General features: G+C 64.1%; 13 protein-coding genes. 6 read left to right on the forward strand and 7 right to left on the reverse strand.

Going from position 1 to position 14,030, the window contains the following annotated elements; translation table 11 throughout:
• Window positions 1-2: 2 nt before the first annotated feature.
• The 4 genes from paaD (at window position 3) to IY716_RS06060 (ending at window position 2,755) form a co-directional block, all read left to right on the forward strand.
• Entirely contained in the window at window positions 3-515 is a 513-nt protein-coding gene (gene paaD / locus IY716_RS06045) for a 1,2-phenylacetyl-CoA epoxidase subunit PaaD (RefSeq protein ID WP_218220656.1), read from the forward strand.
• Entirely contained in the window at window positions 515-1,666 is a 1,152-nt protein-coding gene (gene paaE / locus IY716_RS06050) for a 1,2-phenylacetyl-CoA epoxidase subunit PaaE (RefSeq protein ID WP_218220657.1), read from the forward strand. Before paaD ends, paaE begins: the two co-directional genes overlap by 1 nt.
• A 26-nt stretch (window positions 1,667-1,692) precedes the next feature.
• Window positions 1,693-2,463, forward strand: coding sequence for an enoyl-CoA hydratase/isomerase family protein (locus IY716_RS06055; protein WP_218220658.1), 771 nt, complete (start codon window positions 1,693-1,695; stop codon window positions 2,461-2,463).
• A gap of 64 nt (window positions 2,464-2,527) precedes the next feature.
• The gene (locus IY716_RS06060) at window positions 2,528-2,755 is read left to right on the forward strand and encodes a hypothetical protein (protein WP_218220659.1); all 228 of its coding nucleotides are present in this window, start codon (window positions 2,528-2,530) and stop codon (window positions 2,753-2,755) included.
• Between the two features lie 24 nt (window positions 2,756-2,779).
• Here IY716_RS06060 and IY716_RS06065 read toward each other — a convergent pair whose 3' ends face one another.
• Window positions 2,780-3,742 (reverse strand): helix-turn-helix domain-containing protein, encoded by a 963-nt coding sequence (locus IY716_RS06065; protein ID WP_218220660.1) that lies wholly within the window; start codon window positions 3,740-3,742, stop codon window positions 2,780-2,782.
• Between the two features lie 183 nt (window positions 3,743-3,925).
• Between IY716_RS06065 and IY716_RS06070 the strand changes: the two genes are divergently transcribed.
• Together IY716_RS06070 and IY716_RS06075 are read left to right on the forward strand one after the other, a co-directional pair.
• Window positions 3,926-5,449 (forward strand): GMC family oxidoreductase, encoded by a 1,524-nt coding sequence (locus IY716_RS06070; protein WP_218220661.1) that lies wholly within the window; start codon window positions 3,926-3,928, stop codon window positions 5,447-5,449.
• Window positions 5,450-5,492: 43 nt separating this feature from the next.
• Window positions 5,493-6,890 (forward strand): aldehyde dehydrogenase family protein, encoded by a 1,398-nt coding sequence (locus IY716_RS06075; protein ID WP_218220662.1) that lies wholly within the window; start codon window positions 5,493-5,495, stop codon window positions 6,888-6,890.
• 113 nt (window positions 6,891-7,003) lie between these two features.
• On the opposite strand, the gene IY716_RS06080 is transcribed toward IY716_RS06075, so the two are convergent.
• The 6 genes from IY716_RS06080 to hisD all read right to left on the reverse strand — a co-directional run bounded on the left by IY716_RS06080 (window position 7,004) and on the right by hisD (window position 14,000).
• The gene (locus IY716_RS06080; protein WP_218220663.1) at window positions 7,004-8,659 is read right to left on the reverse strand and encodes a glycoside hydrolase family 13 protein; all 1,656 of its coding nucleotides are present in this window, start codon (window positions 8,657-8,659) and stop codon (window positions 7,004-7,006) included.
• Window positions 8,656-9,516 carry a nitrilase-related carbon-nitrogen hydrolase gene (locus tag IY716_RS06085; protein ID WP_218220664.1) on the reverse strand — a complete coding sequence of 287 codons (861 nt, stop codon included), beginning with the start codon at window positions 9,514-9,516 and terminating at the stop codon, window positions 8,656-8,658. The genes IY716_RS06080 and IY716_RS06085 overlap by 4 nt, the downstream gene beginning before the upstream one ends.
• The gene (locus IY716_RS06090) at window positions 9,513-10,319 is read right to left on the reverse strand and encodes a carbohydrate ABC transporter permease (protein WP_218220665.1); all 807 of its coding nucleotides are present in this window, start codon (window positions 10,317-10,319) and stop codon (window positions 9,513-9,515) included. The genes IY716_RS06085 and IY716_RS06090 overlap by 4 nt, the downstream gene beginning before the upstream one ends.
• A complete protein-coding gene (locus IY716_RS06095) occupies window positions 10,316-11,218 on the reverse strand; it encodes a carbohydrate ABC transporter permease (protein ID WP_255316444.1) in 903 nt (300 codons plus the stop codon). Before IY716_RS06095 ends, IY716_RS06090 begins: the two co-directional genes overlap by 4 nt.
• Before the next feature lie 83 nt (window positions 11,219-11,301).
• Window positions 11,302-12,657 (reverse strand): ABC transporter substrate-binding protein, encoded by a 1,356-nt coding sequence (locus IY716_RS06100; protein ID WP_218220667.1) that lies wholly within the window; start codon window positions 12,655-12,657, stop codon window positions 11,302-11,304.
• Window positions 12,654-14,000 (reverse strand): histidinol dehydrogenase, encoded by a 1,347-nt coding sequence (gene hisD, locus IY716_RS06105; protein WP_255316445.1) that lies wholly within the window; start codon window positions 13,998-14,000, stop codon window positions 12,654-12,656. Before hisD ends, IY716_RS06100 begins: the two co-directional genes overlap by 4 nt.
• Between the last annotated feature and the right edge of the window lie 30 nt (window positions 14,001-14,030).

Raw genomic sequence — 14,030 nt, forward strand, 5'->3', positions numbered from 1 at the left:
TCATGGGGACGTTGAGACCAGAAGCCGTGACCCTTCCCGCAGACGCCACCGTGTGGGAGGTCGCCGCCACCGTGAATGATCCGGAGATTCCGGTGCTCAGCATCGCCGATCTCGGAATCCTGCGCGAGGCACGGCTGGACGAGGACGGCACCGCCGTCGTCGTCATCACGCCCACCTACTCGGGCTGCCCCGCCATGGACACGATCCATGCCGATGTCACGGCGGCGCTGCGCCACGCCGGGCACGAAGCCGTGCGCGTGGACACCGTGCTGCAGCCGGCCTGGACCACCGACTGGATGACCGATGAGGGCAAGGCGAAGCTGCGTGAGTACGGCATCGCCCCGCCGACCGGCAAGGCGGCCCTCGGGCCGGTCCGAGTGGGCCTGAGCGTGAAATGCCCGCGTTGTGACTCCCCCAATACCCGTGAGATGACCCGCTTCGGCTCCACCGCATGCAAGGCGCTCTACCAGTGCCGCGACTGCCTGGAGCCCTTTGACCACTTCAAGGTGCACTGATGTCGACGACCACCCGCCGCCGCGCGAGCTTCTCCACGCTGACCGTCTCCGAAGTGCGCCCACTGACCTCGGACTCGGTGGAGGTCACCTTCGCCGTTCCCGAGGAGCTGCAGGAGGACTTCGACTACGCACCCGGCCAGTACGTCGCGCTGCGCACCGAGCTGGACGGCCAGGAGGTCCGCCGCTCCTACTCGATCTGCACCGAGCCCACCCCCGGAGAGATCCGCGTTGCGATCAAACGTGACATCGGTGGCCTGTTCTCCAACTGGGCCAACGAGTCGCTGAAGCCCGGAGATCAGATGGAGGTGATGAACCCCTCCGGGGCGTTCGTCTCCAAGACGGCGATCACCTCGATGAACAATCCCGCGAAGCTCGCGGAGGAGGCGGTGGCGCTGCGCTCGGACGTGCACCTGGTCGCCTTCGCCGCAGGATCAGGGATCACTCCGATCATGGCCATCGCACGCTCCGTGCTGGCCGCCTCAAAGGACTCCACCTTCGACCTCGTCTACGCCAACCGCTCCGCGGGTGACGTGATGTTCGCCGAGGAGCTGGGTGATCTCAAGGACCGTTATCCCTCCCGGCTCGCGGTGCACCATGTGCTCAGCCGGGAGCAGCGCATCAACCCGCTGCTCACCGGGCGGATCGACGAGGAGAAGCTCAGCGATCTGCTGGACAAGGTGCTGCGCGTCCAGGACACCGATGAGTGGTTCCTCTGTGGGCCCTTCGAGCTGGTGCAGATGGCCCGGGACTTCCTCGCAGCCCGCGGAGTGGATGAGAATGACGTCCGCTTCGAGCTGTTCACCACCGGACGCCCGGACCGCCCCGAAGGTCAGCAGGGCCGCAAGGTGGAGGCCGATCCGGAGGGCGAGAACGTCCAGATCGAGTTCACCCTCGACGGACTCACCGGCCAGGTGGCCTCGCCGACGGGTTCGGGAGAGACCGTGCTCAACGCCGCACTGCGCGCCCGCTCGGACGTGCCGTTCGCCTGCGCGGGCGGAGTCTGCGGCACCTGCCGCGCGAAGGTCGTTTCTGGAGATTTCGAGATGGAAGAGAACTTTGCGCTGGAGTCCGACGAGGTCACGGCGGGCTACATCCTGACCTGCCAGACCCGTCCCACCTCCGAGAAGCTCGTGGTCGACTACGACGCCTGAGCGCCACCACCGACACAGGAGCTGCCATGATCAACCTCACCATCGTCGACGGCGTCGCCGAGATCGTCCTCGACGCCCCCAAGAAGCTGAACTCGCTGGATGAGCAGGCCATCGACGACCTCGACGCGGCCTACCAGGAGGCCGAACAGGCAGAGGTCCGCTCCCTGCTGCTGCGCGGCGAGGGCAAAGGCTTCTGCGCCGGGCGGGACATCTCCGAAGTCGTGCCGGCCACCGACGACGCGCTCGGCTTCCTGCAGGGGAAGGTCACCCCGCTGATGCGCCGGATGGCCGCCTTCCCGGCACCGACCTTCGCCGCGGTCCAGGGCGCGTGCCTGGGCGTCGGGCTGGGACTGGCCATCGCTACAGACGTGGTCTATGTCGCCGAGAACGCGAAGATCGGCTCTCCCTTCGCAGCACTGGGCGCCACGCTGGATTCCGGGGGTCACGCCCTGTTCGTGGAGCGTCTCGGTGCCCACCGCACCCTGGATCTGATCTACACCGGGGACCTGATGTCCGGAGCTGAGGCGGTCGCGGCCGGGCTCTTCTCCCGTGCCGTGGATCCGGAAGAGCTCCTCGAGTTCACCCGAGGGAAGGCCGCCGTCGCCGCCCAGGGGGCCACGCTGGCCTTCCGCGAGTCGAAGGCACTCGTGGCGACGCTGCGGGACCAGCGCATCGGACTCTGGGAGTCGCTGAAGGATGAGAACCACGCCCAGGGTCGGCTGTGCGACTCCGCGGATTATTCGGAGGGTTTCGCCGCCTTCCAGTCCAAGCGGAAGCCCATCTTCCACGGTCACTGAAACGTGACCCGGGGAATACCCGCGCAGGCTTGCCGAGAGGCAGGCGCAGGTCTAGCCTTCTCGCATGGAAGCCATTGAGTTCATTGAAGCGGTCATCCTCGGCATCTGGGTGCTTGGCATCGTCGCGGCGCTGGTCGCCGTCCCGCTGACCAACACGAAGACCCACGCACTGGTGATGTTCCTGGTCGCCTTCGCGCTGCCGATCATCGGCTCGGTGGTCGCGATCACCACCGCGGCCGAGCTGCGTTGGGAGCTGCACCAGGACCGCAGGAATGCCCGCCACCACGTCTGAGGCTTCCCCGAGGGGCAGACCTGTTTAGCCGCCGATGATCTGTCGGCGAAATTCGCCCGGCGAGACACCGTACTCATGCTTGAATGCACGGCTGAAGCTCGACGCGTCCGGGTAGCCCCAGCGGGCCGCCACCGCGCTCACTGATCGACGCGACTGTGCCGGGTCACCGAGTTCTATGCGACAGCGCTCCAGCCGACGACGACGGATCCACTCGCTGATCGTCGTTCCCTCCTGCGCAAAGACGCCCTGCAGATAGCGCAGTGAGACATGCAGGGCCCGCGCCACAGCTTCGACCCCGAGGCCGGGGTCGCTCAGGTGGTCGTCGATATGTCTGACCGCCTCCAGGTAGACCACGTCCCTGGTGGGAACATCTGAGGTGGGCCTGAAGCGCGAGAGCAGCGTCGCCTGGACCAGCTGCAACACTGCCGAAGCCGCACGCGGATCCGGGGCCATCTCCCCCTTCTGCAGCTGATCGTCAAGGCTCCCCAGCAGCGAAGATGTCAGGGCTCCCAACCCCGCACTTCCTGGGATCCGCTGAGCCACCACCTCTCGCGCCTGTTCGGCGGAGAGACCGAGATGCTCCACTGCGATCTGCACGACGAACATTCGGTAGGCGCCATCGAAGACGAGGTCATAGGGTCGGCGAGTGTCATAGATGACGAGGTCTCCTGGTGAGAGCAGGGCCTCGCGTCCATCCTGTCGCGTGAGTGAACTCCCCTCGACCTGCAGAGCGAACTTGAAGACTCCTGGGTCCCCTGCGGCGATCGTCTGCCGACTTCGACGCACTGTCACGGCATCCCCGCCCACCCCGGCCACGCTCAATGAGCCGAGAGCCAGCCCGGTGAGAGAGCCGTGGAACTGAGCAGGGTGCTCCGTCCTGGCATCGAGCGGGACGAAAGCGGTGTTCACGGCGTGGCGCCACGCTTCGAAGCGCTCACCAGGCGCCAGCGGGTCGGGGTCGAAGGACACCTGCCCCGTCGTCATCATGCTTGCCCACCGGCCTCTTTCCTGCTGATCTGCATGCTCCCAGTCTTCCACCTTATTGTGACCCGAGACACAATCATGCGCATGGTGCACAGGTCCGTGCGTCTGAGATCAAGGCGGGTGCCTGATCTGCGGAGATGCTGGTCTCCTCACCGCAGGACGGCGATTCAAGGAGACGAGAAGACGATGGATGCACCCCGGACAAGCGAATACATCGTGATCGGCGCAGGGTCAGCTGGCTCGGCGATCACTCGGCGCCTGCTCGATGCCGGACACAGCGTGCACGTGATCGAGGCTGGCGGCCAGGATGAGGACCCCAACATCCACAGCCCCCAAGGCTGGCCCCTGCTCATGCAGGGACCGTCGGACTGGGCACTGACCACTGTGCCTCAGGTGCATGCGGACAATCGCAGCATCGCCTGGCCGCGCGGCAAGGTGTTGGGAGGGTCAGGCTCGCTCAACGGCATGATCTATATCCGTGGTCACCGTTCGGACTACGACAAGTGGGCCGCTGCAGGATGCGAGGGCTGGGCGTGGGAGGACCTGCTGCCACTGTTCAGGCGTTCGGAAGACCACGAAGACGGAGCCTCCGAGTTCCACGGCGCCGGCGGACCGCTGCACGTGGAGAAGATCGTGCACCGCCACGCGAGCTCCGAAGCGTTCGTCGAGGCGGCAGGAAGCGTCGGAATCCCCGAGACCCAGGACTTCAACGGCGAGCAGATGTCCGGAGCCGGGTTCAACCATACGACCACTAAGGACGGGAAGCGGCACAGCCCCTGGCGCGCGTTCATCCAACCGATCCTGGGGCACGAGCGGCTCACCGTCACCACTGACGCCATGGTGCACCGGATCACCCACGAATCCGGGCAAGCCACCGGGGTGGAGTACAGCACCGCGTCTGGGGCTCACATCGCCCGCGCTGAGGCGGAGATCATCCTCTGCGGCGGAGCAATCGGCTCCCCCTCGATCCTGCAACGCTCCGGCATCGGTGATCCGTCTGATCTTCGCCAGGCGGGCATCGATTCGGCGCTGGAGCTTTCCGGCGTCGGCAAGAACCTGCAGGATCATGTGCTTGCAAGCGTCATCTACGAGGCCCCCGAGCCGCTTGCCGAGGGACGGCACAATCTGCTGGAGGCGCAGCTCTTCGCGCACAGTCGACAGACCGACGAGGAGGCACCCGACATCCAGCCGCTCTTCATGCATTTCCCGTATCCCACCGACGGCGGAGAGGTGCCCGCAGCTGGCTTCACCATCAACGCCGGGATCGTCCGTCCGCGCTCCCGCGGGACGCTGCGGGTGACCAGCTCCGATCCAAAGGCCTCTCCGCTGCTGGATCCGAATCTGCTGGCCGAGGAGTATGACCTGGAGGCTCTCTGTGACGCGATCGAGCTCTGCCGCGAAATCGGCGAACAGGATGCTCTAGCCCCCTATCGCAGAGCCGACTTCAACCCTGCCGGACCGTTGAAGACCCGCGACCAGGTCCGCGACCACGCCCGGGCCATGGCGGGGACGTACCACCACCAGGCCGGCACATGCCGGATGGGCGTGGACGACCTCTCGGTGGTTGACCCCCAGCTGCGTGTGCGCGGAGTGACCGGCCTGCGCGTGGCCGACGCCTCGATCATGCCCGCACTGCCCAGCGGCAACACCAATGCCCCGTCGATCATGATCGGCGAGAAGGCCGCCGACCTGCTGCTGCAGAGTCGCTGAACATCTTCCTCGATCACCACCGCTGACCCTTTAGGAGAACACCATGACCACCACCCTGCTCGAGCAGATCCAGTCCACTGACGGCCCAGAGATCCTCGACCCCGCCACCGGTGAGTTCATCGCCCGGGCGCCGCAGACCTCCCCCGCAGACCTCGACGACGCCGTCGCCCGTGCCGTGCGCGCCCAGGTCTCCTGGGCTGCCACGCCAGACGCCGAGCGGCAGGCCGCACTGCAGTCCGCCGCCGACGCGGTCGAGGCTCACGCCGAGGAACTCGCCCAGCTGCTCTCCCGTGAACAGGGAAAGCCGCTCAACGGCCCCAATGCGCGCTTCGAGGTCGGCGCCTGCGTGGCCTGGCTGCGCACCGCCGCATCGATCCCGGTGGAGCCTGAGGTCCTCCTCGACGACGAGTCCGGGCACGCCGAGCTGCACTACCGTCCGCTTGGCGTCGTCGGCGCGATCGGACCCTGGAACTGGCCGATGATGATCTCCGTGTGGCAGATCGCCCCCTCGCTGCGCATGGGCAACACGGTGGTCATCAAACCCTCCGAATACACCCCGCTCAGCGTGCTGGCCCTGGTCAAGGTCCTGAACTCGGCCCTGCCGGAGGATGTGCTCATCGCGGTTCCAGGTGACGGCTCACTGGGCAAGCAGCTCACCGAGCACGCCGATATCGCGAAGATCATGTTCACCGGTTCGGTGGCCACGGGCAAGGCCATCATCAAGACTGCCGCCGACACGATGAAGCGGATGACCATGGAGCTCGGCGGCAACGACGCCGGGATCGTGCTGGACGACGCCGATCCGGCGGCCATCGCGGAGGACCTGTTCTGGGGCGCGTTCATCAACACCGGTCAGACCTGCGCGGCACTGAAGCGACTCTACGTGCCGGACTCGATCTACGACGAGGTCTGCCAGGCACTGACGGCGGTCGCGGCGAAGATGCCGATGGGCGTCGGCCTCGAGGAGCAGAATGTGCTGGGACCGCTGCAGAACGCCAAGCAGCGTGACATCGTGGCCCGTCTCGTGGACGCCGCGAAGGACTCCGGTGCGCGCGTGCTGATCGGCGCCAACCCCGACGACGACGCCGCAGGCTTCTTCTATCCCGCCACCCTCGTGGCAGACATCGACCAGCAGAACCCGCTGGTCACCGAGGAGCAGTTCGGCCCGGCCCTGCCGATCATCCGTTACAGCGACCTGGACCAGGCCATCGAATGGGCCAACGGTCTCGAGGTCGGTCTCGGCTCCTCGGTCTGGTCCTCAGACGTCACGCGTGCCACCGAAGTCGCCTCCCGGCTTCAGGCCGGCACCACGTGGATCAACAAGCACGGCGCGATCGATCCACGAGTGCCCTTCGGCGGAGCCAAGCAGTCCGGCTTCGGACTGGAGTTCGGGCTGCAGGGACTCAAAGAGGTCGCTCAGCCGCACGTGATCCAGCGCTGAGCAGTCTCCCCCGCCGCCCCCGCAAAAAAATCGTAGACCTCTAGCATGTCGTAGAGCTATAGCTCTACGACATGGCCGGAGGTCTACGATTTTTTGCCTCAGGAGTCAGCTACCTACGCTATCCACACAGTCGCGTCAGGGTTCAAAAGACCATCGGTCAACGCATCAGGGACCGACATCAAGATCACTTCACCCGCTGGCAGCGCAGCAGGCGCAGTGGAGAGGTTTGCCACCACTGTCACCTCACCCACGCGGAACTCGAGAACGTCCTCGAGGGAATCGCTTTCCCCCCTCCCCGTCCCCCACGTCAGGTCAGATCCAGCGAGGGCGTAGTCACGCCGCATAGCAAGCGTTGTTCGGTAGAAGGAGAGAGTCGAATCCGACTCCTTCTCCTGAAGATCAACGGCGAGTGCCCCGAAGCTCTCGGGCTGCGGCAGCCAAGTGCGCGGCGATGAAGAAAACCCGAAAGCCACGTCATCGGCGCGCCAAGGAAGGGGCACACGACAACCATCGCGACCCCGGATGGCATGGCCAGATCGCTCCCACACCGGATCCTGACGGACCTCATCGGGAAGCATCGTGGCCTCCGGGAGGCCGAGTTCTTCCCCTTGGTAGAGGTAAGCGGAACCCGGCAGGGCTAGCATTATGGCGGTCGCGGCGCGTGCACGGCGCAGGCCGAGGGCATCGTCAGGTTGAGGATCCTCTGGACCCACACCTGCTTCGAGGTTCACCGGGCCCTGGTATCCGAAGCGGCTCGCATGTCGCATCACATCGTGGTTGGAGAGCACCCAGGTAGTCGGGGCGCCCACCGCTTCATTCGCAGCAAGGGATGTGGCGATGGTCTCACGGATCTCAGCGCAGTCCCATGGCAGAGACAGGTAGGCGAAGTTGAAGGCCTGGTGCATCTCCCCCTCACGGACTATGCGCGCAGTCCGCTCCGGGGGGAGCCATGCCTCTGCACATAGGATTCTGGTGCCGGAATAGCTGTCGAGAATCTCTCGCCAATGGCGGAAGATGTCGTGGATGCCCTCCTGGTCCCACATCGGTGGCATGAGGCCATCTATGGGCTCGACCACACCGTGAGCCGCGTGCGGCCAGCTGGGGAGGCCCGGAGCCTTCACCATGGCGTCGCATACATCGACTCTGAACCCGTCGACGTCGCGGTCCAGCCAGAATCTCAGCGTCGTGTCGAACTCGGACCGCACCCGGGGGTTGTCCCAGTTCCAATCGGGCTGACCAGAGTCGAAGAGATGCAGATACCACTGACCCGGGGTCCCATCGGCTTCGGTGACCCGTGTCCACGCGGGGCCGCCGAACATGCTCTCCCAATCATTCGGTGGAAGCGACCCCTCGGGCCCCGTCCCCTCTTTGAAATGGAAGAGGGACCGCTCAGGGCTCCCCGGCGCCGCGGCGAGTGCCTCTTTGAACAGCACGTGCTCCCAGGAGCAGTGGTTGGGCACAAGGTCAACGATTACTCTCAGTCCCAGCTCATGAGCCCGGTCGACCATCTCATCGAAGTCAGCGAGGGTTCCGTACCTTTCGTCGACGTCGCGGTAGTCGGCCACGTCGTAGCCCCCGTCACGTTGCGGGGACGGATAGAAGGGGGACAACCACACGGCGTCCGCCCCCAGATCCGCGACATGGCTGAGTCGCTGGGAGATTCCTCTCAGATCGCCGGTTCCGTCGCCGTCGCTGTCGGCGAACGAGCGGGGGTAGACCTGGTAGATGACGGCCGTGCGCCACCATTCGGAGTCGTTGATGTCGATCATGCAGTGAGGGTTCCCTTTCGGTACAAGTCAGGTCGTCGGTCGGCAAGCAGACCGTTGTGCGGGGAGATTGATTTGTCCTCGGCGAGATGAAGCGAGAGTGACGCACGGGCGACCGGGCGGGCCCCCGAAGCGTCTGGAACATCGGCCACAACCCAACCGTATTGACTCACGATCACGGTGGCTTCGTTCCACGATTGACCCCGCTCAATCCCGGCTCGATCACAGCAGGCGATAAAGACGCCGTTGGTCCGCGCCGCCGCTTGAGCTGCGATCACCTCGGCAGCACGCTCGGCCACGGGATGCTCTCCCGAGGGCCAATTCGTGGGGACAGCGATGAGATCAGCCCCTGCGAGAGCGAGGAGCCGCGGCATCTCGGGAAACTCCATGTCGTAGCAGATCAACAGGCCTATCCTGCCGTGCACCGTGTCAACCACGGGAGGCAGATCATTCCCCGGCTCGAATACCTGGGTCTCGCGATCCCAGAGATGCGTCTTTCGATAGACCGCGCTCACACCGTCGGCGTCGATCAACGCCGCACTGTTGTAGAGCACCTCACCCCCGTCCTCGCAGAACCCCACGACGACAACCAGCGAAGTACCTCCAAGCGCCGCGGAAGTCTCGGCGAAGAAGGGGTGATCCGTGGTCATTGCGACGCTGCGAGCCTCCGCCCGGCTCCTGAACACATAGCCCGACGTGGACAGTTCGGGCAGCACGAGAACATCCGTTCCGTCGGAACAGGCTTCCGCGACTGCCTCGCCGATCAGGGTGAGATTTCCTTCGAGGTCACCCACCATGGGTGTGAGCTGGTGACACGCGACATTCGTCAGCTTCCGCTCAAGAGCAGCACCCGGACTCATTTGACGGCCCCTTCGGTGATCCCAGAGATGAGGCGACGCTGCAGCACCACATAGGCGCTGACGATCGGCAGCGCCACGAGGACTGCCGCGGCAGCTGTGATGTTCGGGTCGGAAGCACGAGCGGCGCCAGAGAAGAAGGACAAAGCTAGCGGCGCCGTCTGGACGGCTTCGTTCTGGGGAACAAGGATCAAGGCGAGGAGGAATTCATTCCAGGTGAAGAGGAACAAGATGGTCACCAAAGTAGCGATTGCCGGTCCCGCGATGGGCATCAGCACACTCCTGAAGATGATGAACCTCGACGCCCCGTCCATCCGCGCCGCTTCCAAGAGTTCCTTGGGCACGGACGCGAAGAACGCACGCATCCAGAACACTCCTAACGGTACGGAGAGGCCGATCTGGGGCAATATGAGAGCGAGATATGTGTCGATGAGATTCCAGTCTGCCAACATCTGATAGAGCGGCAAGACGGTGACCTCATACGGAAGCACCAACCCCAGCAGCATCGCGCCCAGCATGATCTTGACCCCGGGGACCCTCATGTGGGCCATGGCATAGCCAGCCAAACAGGCCACGGCGACGGTCACAGCGACGACGGCGGTGGTCACCAAGGCGCTTGAGGCCAGTGCCGATCCGAAGCCGCCTCTCGTCCACGCCTCGGCGTAGTTCGCGAACGTGAGAGACCCAGAGGAGTCCGATCCACGGAGCGAGGAAATCACAATTGAGAGGAACGGGAAGACGGCGATGGCCGTTGCGATGAGGAGGAGAGTATGGGTGATGACAACTTCGCTGCGTGCAACCTTCATGAGTTTCTCTCCTCCTTGCCGGGGGCCTGCGCCGGCTCCGGCGTCGAGCGTGGAGCTCGGTCGGGCGACTCTCGCAGCGCAAGCTGAACGATGCCGACGATCACCAAGGTGAGCACGGTAAGCACAACCGCCAGCGCCGAAGCCTCCCCGAGCAATCTGTTCTGGAACGCGTCCTGGTAGATGTAGACGCTGGGGACGGCCGTAGAGGTGCCGGGGCCGCCCTGAGTGGTGTTCCAGATCAGATCGAAGTTCCTCAGCGCGAACGTGATGGTGAGAATCAGTGCGATAGATATCTGCGGGCGCAGGGATGGCAGAGTGATGCTGACGAACTCTCGGATGGGACCCGCGCCGTCAAGCCGCGCAGCCTCGTACAGCGAACGGTCGATCGAGGCGATGCCGGAGAGGAAGAGCAGCATGCACAACCCGTACTCCACCCAGGTTCCTATCCCGCCGATGGCTGGCAGCGCAGTGCCGAAATCTCCGAGCCAGGCACGCGTGATCGACCCAAGACCGACAGCGCGCAGAGTCTCGTTGAGCGGTCCATCGATCGCGAGAATATCTCGCCACGAGACAGCAACGACCACGCTCGAAAGGATCTGCGGGAGGAACAACAGCGCCCTGAACCAGGTCAACCCGTAGATCCTGATCCGAGACATGAGCCCCGCAAGAAAGAGACCAATGACCACAGGAAGGGCCGCATAGAAGAACAGCAGCACCAAGGAGTGGCTGAGCGCCTCTCTCATGGCCGGATTGGTGAAGACCTCCACGTAGTTCGAGAAGCCAACCGGAGTTGCCGCGGTGATGCCGTCCCAGCGGTAGAAGGAGATTCGCACCGACTGCACGATCGGGACGATCACAAACACGATGAAGAACGCCAGCGCGGGCGCGACATAGAACAACGAGGACCAGGAGTATCTGGATGAACCCTGCCTGCGTCGCTTCGAAGAAGCCTCGGGTCTTTTCGCTTCGGCCCTCGACACGGTCATCCGTGCGCCTCGGCCCAGACCTCTTGGACCTGCTCGGTGAATTCCTCCGGGCTCACCCGTCCGGCCATCACTTCCTGCAACGTTCCACCCATCTGATTCAGCATGTCGGTGGTCGCCCAGTCGTAATATCCGACCTGGGTTCCCGCTTCGATCGTCTCCTCGAGAGCCGTCAGCGTCTGTTCCTCCAACGGGTCGTCAGCTGTGACTCCGTCGGTCACAACAGGCAGTCGACCGGTGTCGAGAATCTGCTGGCCCACCTCCGGAGAGTGCAAGGTCTCCAGAAAAGCGATCGCGGGGAGTTCCGCGTCGGTGCTGCTGCTGATGTGCCATGGCGATGCCGTGGCACCGACGCCACCCGAGGTGAGTGACCCGAAACCGAACTCTTCGGAGTTCAGCGGGGCACCGTTCCATGATCCACCGACGAAGTAGACCCCCTCACCGTCGGCGAACCGAGCAATGGCGTCTTGGTTGCTGATGCCGTCATAGCCGGGTCCGAAGTATCCCGCATCCGCCCAAGCTGCCATCGTCTGAGCCGCCTCAGCATTTCCTTCCGTCTCGAACGTTGCGTCTGGATCGCCGCCGATCCACGCTGCAATATCCGCTGGATCCTGAGTGGTCGCAGCGATGTCGGAGAAGATATGCGTTGCGGCGTACTGGTCGGAATTGCCGAGCATGATCGCCTGCTCTCCAGCCTCGTCTGCCGCTGCGGCGCCAGCTTCCAGATCCTCGACGGAATCCGGAGCCGTGAGGTTCAGTTCCTCGAGCTTTTCCTTGTTGTAGTAGATGCCCTGCACTTCGCTGATGGGTGACATGCCGTAGAGGGTTCCACTGCCGAAAGCTGATCCCTCGTCGTTCCATCGTGCCGGATCGAGGGTGCTTGCTCCGGTGCCTTCTTCCCAGCCGTAGACGTCGGCCACATCGTCAAGTGGGCGGACGAGGTCTCCCTTCACAAGTGCTCCGTCGACTGCGTGTCCGATGTTGCCCTGGAACAGGTCAGGCGGGGAGCTGCTCGCTGCAGCATTCACTACGGTGGCGATGAGATCATCGAAGCTCTTGTACGTCACGTCAACGGTCACGTTCGGGTATTCGTCCTCGAATGCTGGGACGACCTCTTCCATCAGCCCTTCTTCGGCCTGGTCGGCCCAGACTGACAGCGTGACATCCCCAAGATCCGCGATCTGTTCAGGCGTCACTTCCTCGGTGATGGACTGGCGATCTTCATCTGATGATTCTGCGGCAGCACCGCTGCCAGGGGCCCCACATCCGGAGAGTGCGAGCAGCGCTACCACCGACGTGGTGAGCGGCATAGACATGAATCGTGCACGGTGACCTGCTCGAACGCTGTGTCTCATGACTGTTCTCCTGTGGTGTTTCCGACGGTTTCAAATGAGGCGAGACGCATGGTCGCGGTTGCCTCGTGCGCAGACATGCCCTCGCTGTTGGAGATCACTGCGACGGCCTCGGCCAAGGCTGGCGTCGCCTCCCTAGTGATGCGCTGGTAGGTGAGCGGCTTGAGGAACCTCGAAACGGAGAGTCCAGCGCTGTGCTTCGCGCCACCAGCAGTAGGGAGCGTGTGGTTCGTGCCCGCCATGCCCTTGTCAGAATAGGCAACGGTACTCCAATGGCCCATGAAGAGTGAGCCATAGTTGGTGAGGTGGTCGTGGTACCATGCGTCATCTGCGGTCTGGACCTCCAAATGTTCCGGCGCCAGCTCGTCCATGACTAGAACTGCGTCTTCCGGCGACTCGACGACGACTACCGAACCGAAATCTCTCCAGGCAGGTCCGCAGATGTCACGCGTGGATAGCTCCAGGATCTGACGTTCGACCGCCGCGATGACCTGCTGCCCCAACGACCTGGATGTCGTCACGAGTGCCGCAGGAGAGTTGGGGCCATGCTCTGCCTGTCCAAGCAGGTCAGCGGCGACTATCTCTGCGTCGGCGGTCTCATCAGCAATCACCGCGACCTCGGAGGGCCCAGCCAAGAGATCGATGGCGACCGCGCCGAAGAGCTGCCTCTTGGCTTCAGCGACGTAGGCATTGCCCGCACCGACGATCATGTCAACCGGCGCCTCTCCCAGGAGTCCGAATGCCATCCCCGCGAGGGCCTGCACGCCACCCAGCAGGTAGAGATGATCCACCCCGGAGAGGTGTGCGGCATAGCTCACCGCATCGTTGGCCCGTCCGTCCGGCTGCGGCGGAGTGCAACCCAGGACGGAAGGCACTTGGGCGGCCTTGGCGACTCCAATGCTCATCAGCGCACTCGCAGTGAGCGGAAAGCGTCCGGCAGGAAGGTAGGCCCCGACGCTATTGATCGGAATGTAGCGCTGTCCCACAGTAAGTCCTGGGACCATCTCCGCTTCGAAGTCGAAGAGGTGTTCGCGCTGAAGGGCCGCGAACTGTCGGGTTCGTTCGGAGCCAAGCTCGATCGCGGCCCGCAGCTCCGGGTTCAGTCGATCGCCGCTCGAGGCAATCGAGGCGGCATCCAGTTCGAACGTCGATAGCTCAGAGCCATCGAGATCCTTCGCGTATTTGCGAATCGCCTGCATGCCGTGACGTTCGATATCGAGCAGCATCTCGCTGACTCTGGCGGCGACCGCAGGGTCGCGTTGGGCGGGGGGCGCGTCGACTTTCGGCGCTTTGAGCTCATCAAAGCGCTCACCATGTACGGACCTGAACTGTGGGCTAATTCTCATGAACCCGACTATTCCGGGTTGGAAGATGAA

Source organism: Nesterenkonia sp. Act20 (assembly GCF_019173455.1).
GTDB lineage: Bacteria > Actinomycetota > Actinomycetes > Actinomycetales > Micrococcaceae > Nesterenkonia.

Bases quoted from the DNA above. Each gene is read 5' to 3' on its own strand.
- paaD (WP_218220656.1), top strand. From the start codon at position 3: ATGGGGACGTTGAGACCAGAAGCCGTGACCCTTCCCGCAGACGCCACC.
- paaE (WP_218220657.1), top strand. From the start codon at position 515: ATGTCGACGACCACCCGCCGCCGCGCGAGCTTCTCCACGCTGACCGTC.
- IY716_RS06055 (WP_218220658.1), top strand. From the start codon at position 1,693: ATGATCAACCTCACCATCGTCGACGGCGTCGCCGAGATCGTCCTCGAC.
- IY716_RS06060 (WP_218220659.1), top strand. From the start codon at position 2,528: ATGGAAGCCATTGAGTTCATTGAAGCGGTCATCCTCGGCATCTGGGTG.
- IY716_RS06065 (WP_218220660.1), bottom strand. From the start codon at position 3,742: ATGATGACGACGGGGCAGGTGTCCTTCGACCCCGACCCGCTGGCGCCT.
- IY716_RS06070 (WP_218220661.1), top strand. From the start codon at position 3,926: ATGGATGCACCCCGGACAAGCGAATACATCGTGATCGGCGCAGGGTCA.
- IY716_RS06075 (WP_218220662.1), top strand. From the start codon at position 5,493: ATGACCACCACCCTGCTCGAGCAGATCCAGTCCACTGACGGCCCAGAG.
- IY716_RS06080 (WP_218220663.1), bottom strand. From the start codon at position 8,659: ATGATCGACATCAACGACTCCGAATGGTGGCGCACGGCCGTCATCTAC.
- IY716_RS06085 (WP_218220664.1), bottom strand. From the start codon at position 9,516: ATGAGTCCGGGTGCTGCTCTTGAGCGGAAGCTGACGAATGTCGCGTGT.
- IY716_RS06090 (WP_218220665.1), bottom strand. From the start codon at position 10,319: ATGAAGGTTGCACGCAGCGAAGTTGTCATCACCCATACTCTCCTCCTC.
- IY716_RS06100 (WP_218220667.1), bottom strand. From the start codon at position 12,657: ATGAGACACAGCGTTCGAGCAGGTCACCGTGCACGATTCATGTCTATG.
- hisD (WP_255316445.1), bottom strand. From the start codon at position 14,000: ATGAGAATTAGCCCACAGTTCAGGTCCGTACATGGTGAGCGCTTTGAT.